This is a genomic window from Amycolatopsis sp. NPDC058278, assembly GCF_042881395.1.
Taxonomy (GTDB): domain Bacteria; phylum Actinomycetota; class Actinomycetes; order Mycobacteriales; family Pseudonocardiaceae; genus Amycolatopsis.
The window spans coordinates 26,496-35,612 of sequence record NZ_JBHVXZ010000104.1; the positions used below are offsets into that span (position 1 = coordinate 26,496).

A 9,117-nucleotide genomic window follows, 5' to 3' on the forward strand; every position below is an offset into this window, starting at 1 on the left:
CAACGGTGCATCTCCGACCGTAACTGGAACGACGTGACGCACGGTCCCCCCCCTCCCGGTCGGAGGGGCGGACCCCTTCGACTGGGCCCCGGCGAGGTTCGGTTCGTGTCCGGCGCGCCAATGCATCGGTGCTGGTAGGAGTGTTGTAATGGGTAGCCATGGGTGGACCTCTGACGAGTTTTCGTCGCGTTATATCGGCGATATATCAGATTGTTGATCCGGTATCTGCTGACCTCGGCATTTCTCAACGATGACGGTGTCGACGGTGGGGTTGGCGCCGGCGTTCCGAAAGCTGGTGAGAGATGCAGGTGCGGCTCGCGGTCTCCCTGCACGCGCCAGACGACGAGCTGCCCGACACTCTCGTTGCTGTCAATAACCGCTGATCGGTCGACGAGATCCTGTCGGCTGCCCCACACTACGCGGACACCCCCGGGTCGGGTCTCGATCGAGTGTGCGCTGATCCGGGGCATCAACGACCAGCCGTGGCGGGCTGAGCCTGCTGGCGCGGTGGCTGCGCCAGCACTTGGGCCAGCGGTCCGCGTCAACGTAATCCCGCTGAATCCGACCCCGGGCAGTAGGTGGAATGTGTCACCGAAGCTGGTAGGGCGTGAATTCGTGCGCTTGGTGAATGCCCGCGGTGTTGCATGCACGGTCCGTGACAGGACCGTGCCGCGGCGTGTGGTCAGCTGGCGGCTGAAGACGGCTGAGCGGGAGTGACTGTCATGGTCGCGCGGGTCCGAGTTAGGAGCGAAGGTCTGTGTCGAAGGGGTCTTCGCTGTACTGGGCATCGGGGCCTGCGTTTGACACGTACACGGACTCAGCTTCTAGCGAGGCATCGTCGACGGTGAAGTCGCCAGGCGGGTCGCTGGGGCTCCAGGAGAGGACCACTTTGAACTCGCCGGTGACGTCCGCGTCGCCTTGGATGTACTCAACGCCGTCACCGTCAACGGTGTCGCGAGCAATCGTTGTCGAGCCTTCTGCCGAGAACGTTCCGGTGAAGGTGAATGTGAGCTGCATTTGTAGGGTCCGTTCGAAGTCGACATGGTCGATGACGAACTCGGCGTTGGCGGAGAGTGGCTCGACGTCCGGCCCGCGCAGTGCGTCCGCAGCTTCGAATGCGGAGTTGGCTGCTGACTCTGCTTGCTCCACCAACTCGGCGATTGGCTCCAGAAGCGAGGTCTCTGGATCTCCTCCGGCCACTTCCTCAAATATTGCCAGCAGGGTGCGGCCGCGTTCGTTCAGAACCAGTTCGACTTGGAGAAATCGGTTATTGATCTCGGGTTGAAAAGTCTGAGAAATGAAGAAGTCGGCCTTTTCTGCACCTAGGCTGGCGAGCCGTTGCACAATGGCGGGGGCGCCGGCTTCGAACGCTTCGCGAGTTATCTCGTCGCTCAAGTCGACCACTGCTGCTTTGAGAAGTGCGGTGGAGAGCGTCCTGCGCTGTTCGAGAGCGCGCACACTGCGCTCAACCTTCGGTGCAAGGCCATGCGCCTTTTTCAACAGGGACAATAGGCGCGGACTATTCGTGAAGTCGTGGTTCCCCTTCTCCGCGTTGCAGGGACGGCAGATCGGTGCGAGATTGTACGGAGCGTGGATGTCATAGTTTTCGGACAGGCTGTACTGGTGCTTCATCCTCTCTCGTGTCGCTTCGTTCGAGTCCTGGGGAACGATGTGGTCGATCTCTGTGGGCTGGTCATCCAGGAGCTTGGGGCACCAAGAGCACTTCCAGCGCCAAGCGGTAACGAGGGCGTGTTTGAGCACGTCATTGTTCCCGTTCGGCTGGTAGCGGACGTCTGTCATGTAATTCCTCGGGTGTCTTCGACGGTATTGTTCGGAACTGGCCGTTCCGTACGAAGCTCGTGCCGCGCTGGGGTGCCACGTCAGTTGGTCATCGGAAGGCGTTGCCTGCTCTCGGTGGCCGGTTGGCTCCGGAGGCAGGCTAAGTGGCATCACCTGCCCTGGAAATGAGTCAGGCGCTGGGCTCATCGGCGTGGCATCTGAACTTGATTCAATGACATTGTCCGGCTGGTCGGTGCACCGTCATGTGGCTATCTAGCGCTGACCGTTAGGTGATCGACTGTCGGTGCGTGCCAAACAGGATGTCGTGAACTCGCTGCGTCGGGCGTATCCGCCGCTCGCCCGCTGTAGCGTCGACGGTCGTGTACGCGTACAAGCTGGGAGTGACTGTGTCCTCGTCGACGTGGCCGAAGTACACCTGCAGCAGGTGGCCAGCAAAGAACAGGTCCCGGTCTGCCGGCTCGAACTGTAACCGGGCCAGGTCGTGTGGGATGGTCGCCAGCAGGTGGGCGTCGCCGTGGAGCTCGCCGTTTTGGTCGCGGAACGCGAAGATCACGGGCTGGCGTCGGCCTCGCCCGACGAGCTGCTGGGCGCGGGATCGGGTGCCGATGGAGAGCAAGTTGGCGACGCGGGCAAACGATTCGCCCTTACTGGCGAGGTCGGCTGCGCACTGAGCCTTCTCATCGGCGATCCGGGTCACGACGCGGTCGTAGACGGTGAGCTGATGGCCGAGTTTCTCGTAGCGCTTCACGGGGTCGTCCTCCTTCAGAATCGTGCCGATTGCTGTGGAAACAGCAGCCTCTACCTCGGCAGCGAGAGTAGTTTCGGAGTGCATACCCATCACTATGAACCGCACTTGGGCGTCATGTCAACCCATGGCTATGCAGCTGGTAGTGGTCACTATCGTCGTGGCAACGGACCCCGTGAGGCGGGCGCTTAACGGGCCTTCCAGGAGCGGGGGCGCCCTGGGGTCAAGGTCACTTTCGGCTACTGGCCTGGTGTCCACCTGCGGGTTTGTGGCATTGCAGCGTGTTGTAAGAGGGTAGGGATGGGTGAACCTCTCGCGAATTTTCGTCGCATTATATCGGCGATATATCGTATTGTTGATCCGGCTCCTGCCGGGCTTGGTATCTCGCAGCGTTCGGTGACGGTGTCGACGGTGGGGTTGGCGCCGGCCATTCGGAAGCTGGCGGACGAGAAGCTGCAGGTCCGCTTGGCGGTGTCGCTGCATACGCCGGATGACGAGCTGCGCGACACGTTGGTGCCGGTGAACAACCGGTGGTCGATCGACGAGGTGCTGTCGGCGGCGCGGTACTACGCCGATACCTCCGGACGGCGGGTCTCGATCGAGTACGCCCTGATCCGGGATATCAATGACCAGCCGTGGCGGGCTGAGCTGCTCGCGAAGCGGCTGCGCATACGGCCCACTGAGTGTCTGAGAGCAACTAGAACCTGCGACACCAGGTAAGATCTCAGCCATCGGCGGGGCCTTTTGCCAGGCACGCCTAGGTACGGCCTACCACTTGTGGTTACAGAAAGTAGTCGAACGTGCCGAGATGGTGAGAGGTCTTGCGGAGATCCTAGAGTGTACGTACAGTTGTCCGTACGGACGATGGAAGGGGAGGGGTATCGCATGGCAACAGCAAGATTCGAGTTCCGCATACAGTCAGAAGCCAAGCGCCGTATCGAGGCGGCCGCAGCACTGGCAAGCGAGAGCGCGTCGGACTTTGCTCGTGCTGCAACCTTGGCCCGCGCCGACGAGATCTTAAAGAGGCAGGAACACACCCTGGTTCCATCGGACTACTTTGACGACCTCATGCGCGAACTAGACAAGCCGCCAGTGCGCAACGAGCGCCTCGCGCAAGCTGCCAAGCGCGCACAGGACTTCTTGGTGTACGGCGACTAGTCTTGATCACAGAACTCCTGACCGACTCTCATCAGATCGCTGGCTTCGACTGCGGCAAGCCCGAGATGGACCTGTGGCTGCAAAACAGTGCCCTTCACGCCCAGGGTAAACGCACGTGCCGGACATTCGTTTGGCATGACGGCGACAACGTCGTTCAGGCGTACTTCGGGCTTGCCGCACACGAGGTCGTGCGGCAAGAGATCGGCAGGATTGGTAGGGGAAGTCCAGACAAGATTCCCGCTGTCCTCTTGGCACGGTTGGCGCTGCATAAGAGTCTTCACGGGCGTGGACTCGGAGGCGTGTTGCTGTATGACGCGCTGAGTCGAGTTGTCGCTGCCAGTGGTGTCGTTGGGGCACGATTCGCGTTGGCCGAAGCCATTGACGACAGTGCCGCTGAGTTCTACGTCGCGCACGGCTTTCGTCGCGTTCCAGGTGATCCGCATCGCTTGATTCGCAAGATAAGTGATATCGCAAAGGACATCGACCGCGCTTAGGGCTCCCCTCTCTCGTACGGTCCCGCTGTAGCCGGCATTGCAGTACCCGACTAATGTCCATTCGCCAGCATGAACCTACGTGTTCATCGGCGGATTGCCGTCAGTGCAGGCCGGGCTTGGTGCTGCCGGAAGGGGTACATGGTCGTCTGCGCGGGAGTCGACCTCGTCGGTGTGGGAGGAGGAGACCAGCAGGACAACCGCGACGCGTTGTACGGTACGTCTGAGGGGACGATCGAGGCGGCCGCTGTCTGAAGGCATCGTCTTGCCCGATACATTATTGGTGCTGGTGGCGGCCTTCTAATTGGGTGGGATAGCGAACTTTGTCTGAGTTGTGAAAGCTGTTCGTCGGATCACCGACCCTGCGCCGGCGCGGACTTGGGATTGGTCAGCGTTCGGTGACGGTGTCGACGGTGGGGTTGGCGCCGGCGATTCGGAAGCTGGCGGACGAGAAGATGCAAGTGCGTCTCGCGGTGTCCCTGCACACGCCGGACGACGAGCTACGAGACACACTGGTTCCGGTGAACAACCGCTGGTCGATCGAGTACGCGTTGATCCGGGACATCAATGACCAGCCGTGGCGGGCCGAGCTGCTCGCGAAGCGGCTGCGCAAGCACCTGGGCCAGCTGGTTCACGTGAACGTCATTCGGGTCTGCTGCACGAGTAGGTGACATCTGAGTTGGCTTACCGTGATGGTGAGCTGGGAGGATGTCGCTGTGCCCAAGCCCTACCCTCAGGAGTTTCGCGACGATGTCGTGCGGGTCGCCCGCAACCGTGAGCCTGGTGTGACGGTTGAGCAGATCGCCAAAGACTTCGGCGTCCACTCGATGACGCTGTTCAAGTGGCTGCGCCAGGCCGACACCGGCGAGGGCACCAAACCCGGTGTGAGCAGGAACGACTCGGCAGAGCTGCGCGAAGCGCGCAAGCGGATCAAGCTGCTGGAGCAGGAGAACGAGGTCCTGCGCCGGGCGACGGCGTATCTATCGCAGGCGCACCTGCCGGGAAAAGGCTCTACCCGCTCGTGAGCGAGCTGGCCGCGGACGGTATCCCCGTCGCGGTGACGTGCCGGGTCTTGAACATCGCTCGACAGCCCTACTACCGGTGGCGTGCCAGGCCGGTCACCGCCGCCGAGCTCGAGCGGGCATATCGAGCGAACGCGTTGTTCGACGCCCACCGCGACGATCCAGAGTTCGGCTACCGGTTTCTGGCCGACGAAGCCCGCGACGCCGGCCTGTCGATGGCGGATCGGACCGCGTGGCGGATCTGCTCGTCCATGGGCTGGTGGAGCACGTTCGGCAGGAAACGCGGCCGCAACGGCAAGAAGGCCGGTCCGGCGGTCCACGACGACCTGGTCCGGCGCGATTTCACCGCCACGGCGCCGAACCAGCTCTGGCTGGCCGACATCACCGAACACCACACCGCCGAAGGCAAGCTGTATCTCTGCGCAGTCAAGGACGCTTGCTCCAACCGGATCGTCGGCTACTCCATCGACTCCCGGATGAAGTCCCGCCTCGCCGTCACCGCGCTCGCCAACGCCATCGCCCGCCGCGACGACGTCGCCGGCTGCGTGGTGCACACCGACCGCGGATCGCAATTTCGATCCAGAAAGTTCGTCCGTGAACTCGCTCGTCACGGGCTGGCCGGCTCGATGGGCAGGGTCGGCGCCGCAGGCGACAACGCCGCCATGGAAAGCTTCTTCGCGCTGCTGCAGAACAACGTTCTCAATCGGCGCACCTGGACCACCCGAGCCGAACTCCGGACCGCGATCGTCACCTGGATCGAACGCACCTGCCACCGCCGCAGACGCCAAGCCGCCCTCGGCCGGTTGACCCCCATCGAATACGAAGCAATCATGAACACGCCAGCCAGCCAGGCTGCGTGACTACCACTGTCACCTACTCGTGCAGCAGACCCCCGATGGCTTAACCAGTGGCGGAACATGCCAAGTCCATCCTCGATGGTTCCGACCAGCCACTCGCGTTCGCACGCTCGGCACAAACGCTGCGGGATCAATACCAGGGTAGTTGTGGCGCACTACGTTGTCGTAGATGTGGTCCGAGGTGACTACTACCAGTGGCACGTCGGCAACGATAAGTTGACGTTTGGTTCCGACCGCGTTCAATAATCGAAACGCCAAATCCACTGGTGTGCCGTAGCAACCACGGTCGTCAAAGTGCACTTCGCCGGCGTGCAGCACCGACCGAAGCCGAAAGCGGTGTTCGGGCTCACTCAGGGCGAACGCGCACAGCAGTGCACTCAACCGTGGCAGCACAGTGTCAAGTAGCACGGTTTTTGGAGCGTGATCCACTGGACGGATCAGCACGAGGGCTCCATCTCCGCAGTCGATAAAATTCTCACGCGCTCGTTCGTCGATACCGACCTCTGCCAGTGTTGTATCGAGGAATTCGTACATCACGCGCCGATACCGCGCTTTGGCTGTGTTGGTTCGCAGCGTCGATCCCTCGACGTCAACGGCTAGAATCGTGCGGGGCTGCGCCGGATTGGTCTGCATCGGATTTACGCCTTTCTCTTGCGCGCTCGCCTGGCAGTGACGCTCGCACGGCGAACAGACTGCGCTCATTTGTGCGACTCGCTATACATCTTATTGTACTAGATGCAAATTGGCCAAAGGTCAATCATTGCATCGTTACGACCGACGTCATTGAGCATAATTCGTTGAGGTCGCACGCTCGGCATGGCTTCCGTTTCCGCATTTCTTCGACGGACGCCGTGATGTAAACGACGCGGATGGCGAATCTTGTTTGAGTCATGCGTCGTATCGCCGAGTCGGCTTCGTGGCGAATCATCAAGAAGGTGTAGTGATCTCGCCTTCGTTGGAGGTGGGTAGGACACTCGTAAGTGAAAGCGTCAGGGCAAGTGTCCGGCAAGGATGTCGGACGATGCCGAACACCCTTGGTGGCCGGACGAGGGGGTTGTATGCTCACGACTTTGATTCCGGAGCGACCAGGAGTATGCAGGTGACCGACGGCCTCGAGACGAACCTGTCCAGTCGATTTTCCGCCATCGTCCGCGCGTCGACGCTCTCTCTGCGCATGATCAGCAAGCGGGCTGGGGTGGCACACGCGACGATCGGCGACTGGAAACTAGGCAGGAGTCTGCCCCAGAGCTTCGAAGAATTGATCAAGGTTGTACGAGTGTGCATCACTGCCGCTGTTGAAAATGGTCAGATTCTAACCGCGAACGAGCGCAATGAGTCAGTTTGGTACGAAATGTGGGAGGATGCGAAACAGGTTCGCGATAATAGTGGCTCGCGGCTGCCGGAAGGTCTTCTGGAAGAGGTCAATATGCCCGCATTGAAGCTGCTGGCAAATCTTGACCTATATCTTGATAACATCGGGACTTTGGAAGATCAGCTTGCTCTAATCCCGGAACGCGTTGGTCTGCTAATTAATGTGACGTGTCGCCTGCTCGCTGAGAGATTCGTTGAAAAGCATAACCTTCGAAACATGGAGGGTTTGCCGTCGGATTCAGAAGACAATGTCATTGACATATTAGACCTCTTTCTCAAGTTTGCGTGGGAGCGCGGCTATTTCATGTACAAGATTCATCACTTCGATCACGTCCCAGCTCCGGCTCGGGTGATCAATACTGCGGCCATAAAGGTGATTGCTGAGACTATTCGGGCCGGTGATCCCGTACGTGATATTGAGATAACAATTCAGCGGGCGGTGTCGCTATCCTCCCAGCCTGGGGTTGTAAAGGCTACAATGCAGTACCTTTCCGATCCATTTGTCGTAGGGAAACTCGAAGAGCACCTAGACGATTGGTGTAGTACTGTTCGGTATGCGTTGGGGCAAGGAGTGCTTGCCGCCAGGGCTGAGGTGGCACTGCCGCCTAGTGTCTGACTGGGTTGGGCATCGCCGTTATCAGTCGTAGCTCGGCCGAGCGGCCGACGAAACCTGCGGCGGTCTGCTGTCCGGCAGTCATGCGCTCAGTGCCTCATCCTTTTGCGGGTATACGCTACGGAAAGTACTGGCTCCCTCGCTCGGCAGAGACCGAATCAGTCGTGTGCACAGCCTTGCTCCGCCTGGTGACAGGGGGAGGGGGTGAGCCGACCTCGCGACGGAAGTTGCGGAGGTGGCGCTCACCTCTGTCCAGAGAGGTGACTAGTACGTGGTCACTGTTCAGGTTGAATACAACGGGACTTCTGCCCAGCAAGTCGATGATCCTGTTGAATGCGGCGAGTTCGGGCAGGCCCCACGACGAGTTGATGCCGGTATGCGGCGCGAACCCTGCCAAGGCGTGCAGCAGTTCACGGTCATCTTCCTCATCGAGGATATTTCGTTGCGCGACCAGGTTGACTGCGAGAAGTTGTAGTTCGAAGCCGTACTTGCTCAGCCAGGCGATGGTGCGGCGTCGCCATCGGTCGGCAACTTCTGACCTCGGTAGTCCTTCGGACGCGGCGGACTGTCGGCGTATTCGGTGGTCGACGCCTTGGCGTGACAACCCAAGGTGCTGTGCGAGGTCGGCCAGGCTCATCTTGGCGACCTTCCGCGCGACGATAGCGACTTCGGCCTCCAGTTCATCCAACTCGCCGGGCAGTGCCGGCACGTGAAGACGGCTGAACTCGAGCAGCGTCAAAGCGTCGACGACGTCGTCGCGAACGTGCTGTTGGCCGGCTCTGGGGGTCGAACGCGCGACGTGCCTGATCATGTCGATCATCTCCCGCCGCGGCTCGTCCGAGTTGCGCGGGACGGTCCTTCGCGCCCGAAGGTGGGCGAGGGCGCGTTGGGCCTCCTCGATGGGGATCGAACGGGTCGTCCGTGGCGGCATATGTCAATACTATATTGACGCTAGCTGGCAGCCTCGCCTGTCGGTGACAGCATTTCCACTGGTCGGAGCGATCTGGCTACTGAGGCGAGTTGGTTTGACAAGCCAACTCACGCCAAGGTCTATGAACCC

General features: G+C 60.8%; 8 protein-coding genes and 3 pseudogenes. 6 read left to right on the plus strand and 5 right to left on the minus strand.

Annotated elements, in window-relative coordinates:
- Positions 1–149: 149 nt before the first annotated feature.
- A pseudogene (locus tag ACFVYA_RS37695) lies at positions 150–707 on the plus strand (23S rRNA (adenine(2503)-C(2))-methyltransferase RlmN); the annotation flags it as partial.
- A gap of 34 nt (positions 708–741) precedes the next feature.
- On the opposite strand, the gene ACFVYA_RS37700 reads toward ACFVYA_RS37695, so the two are convergent.
- Positions 742–1,800, minus strand: a complete 1,059-nt coding sequence (locus ACFVYA_RS37700) for an HNH endonuclease (RefSeq protein ID WP_387051921.1) — start codon at positions 1,798–1,800, stop codon at positions 742–744.
- A 265-nt stretch (positions 1,801–2,065) separates the two neighbouring features.
- On the minus strand, positions 2,066–2,548 hold the full coding sequence (locus tag ACFVYA_RS37705; RefSeq protein WP_387051923.1) for a hypothetical protein: 483 nt from the start codon (positions 2,546–2,548) through the stop codon (positions 2,066–2,068).
- A 291-nt stretch (positions 2,549–2,839) separates the two neighbouring features.
- On the opposite strand from ACFVYA_RS37705, the pseudogene ACFVYA_RS37710 reads away from it, so the two are divergent.
- Positions 2,840–3,214, plus strand: a pseudogene (locus ACFVYA_RS37710) (radical SAM protein); the annotation flags it as partial.
- Positions 3,215–3,430: 216 nt separating this feature from the next.
- The gene (locus ACFVYA_RS37715; RefSeq protein WP_387051924.1) at positions 3,431–3,703 is read left to right on the plus strand and encodes a DUF1778 domain-containing protein; all 273 of its coding nucleotides are present in this window, start codon (positions 3,431–3,433) and stop codon (positions 3,701–3,703) included.
- On the opposite strand, the gene ACFVYA_RS37720 is transcribed toward ACFVYA_RS37715, so the two are convergent.
- A complete protein-coding gene (locus tag ACFVYA_RS37720) occupies positions 3,700–4,146 on the minus strand; it encodes a hypothetical protein (RefSeq protein ID WP_387051926.1) in 447 nt (148 codons plus the stop codon). The two genes, ACFVYA_RS37715 and ACFVYA_RS37720, sit on opposite strands and share 4 nt — an antisense overlap.
- Positions 4,147–4,525: 379 nt before the next feature.
- Here ACFVYA_RS37720 and ACFVYA_RS37725 point away from each other — a divergent pair.
- Together ACFVYA_RS37725 and ACFVYA_RS37730 are read left to right on the plus strand one after the other, a co-directional pair.
- Positions 4,526–4,841, plus strand: a pseudogene (locus ACFVYA_RS37725) (23S rRNA (adenine(2503)-C(2))-methyltransferase RlmN); the annotation flags it as partial.
- A gap of 69 nt (positions 4,842–4,910) precedes the next feature.
- A protein-coding gene (locus tag ACFVYA_RS37730; protein ID WP_387051928.1) for an IS3 family transposase occupies positions 4,911–6,076 on the plus strand; the annotation gives its coding sequence in 2 pieces (ribosomal slippage) (positions 4,911–5,195 and positions 5,198–6,076; 1,164 coding nt in all).
- Between the two features lie 9 nt (positions 6,077–6,085).
- On the opposite strand, the gene ACFVYA_RS37735 is transcribed toward ACFVYA_RS37730, so the two are convergent.
- On the minus strand, positions 6,086–6,706 hold the full coding sequence (locus ACFVYA_RS37735; protein WP_387051929.1) for a hypothetical protein: 621 nt from the start codon (positions 6,704–6,706) through the stop codon (positions 6,086–6,088).
- 466 nt (positions 6,707–7,172) lie between these two features.
- Between ACFVYA_RS37735 and ACFVYA_RS37740 the strand changes: the two genes are divergently transcribed.
- Positions 7,173–8,060 (plus strand): hypothetical protein, encoded by an 888-nt coding sequence (locus tag ACFVYA_RS37740; protein WP_387051931.1) that lies wholly within the window; start codon positions 7,173–7,175, stop codon positions 8,058–8,060.
- Positions 8,061–8,175: 115 nt separating this feature from the next.
- On the opposite strand, the gene ACFVYA_RS37745 is transcribed toward ACFVYA_RS37740, so the two are convergent.
- The gene (locus tag ACFVYA_RS37745; protein WP_387051933.1) at positions 8,176–8,988 is read right to left on the minus strand and encodes a hypothetical protein; all 813 of its coding nucleotides are present in this window, start codon (positions 8,986–8,988) and stop codon (positions 8,176–8,178) included.
- Between the last annotated feature and the right edge of the window lie 129 nt (positions 8,989–9,117).

Excerpts from the sequence above, each read along its gene's own strand:
- ACFVYA_RS37700 (WP_387051921.1), bottom strand. The coding sequence starts at position 1,800 with ATGACAGACGTCCGCTACCAGCCGAACGGGAACAATGACGTGCTCAAA.
- ACFVYA_RS37715 (WP_387051924.1), top strand. The coding sequence starts at position 3,431 with ATGGCAACAGCAAGATTCGAGTTCCGCATACAGTCAGAAGCCAAGCGC.
- ACFVYA_RS37720 (WP_387051926.1), bottom strand. The coding sequence starts at position 4,146 with ATGCGGATCACCTGGAACGCGACGAAAGCCGTGCGCGACGTAGAACTC.
- ACFVYA_RS37735 (WP_387051929.1), bottom strand. The coding sequence starts at position 6,706 with ATGCAGACCAATCCGGCGCAGCCCCGCACGATTCTAGCCGTTGACGTC.
- ACFVYA_RS37745 (WP_387051933.1), bottom strand. The coding sequence starts at position 8,988 with ATGCCGCCACGGACGACCCGTTCGATCCCCATCGAGGAGGCCCAACGC.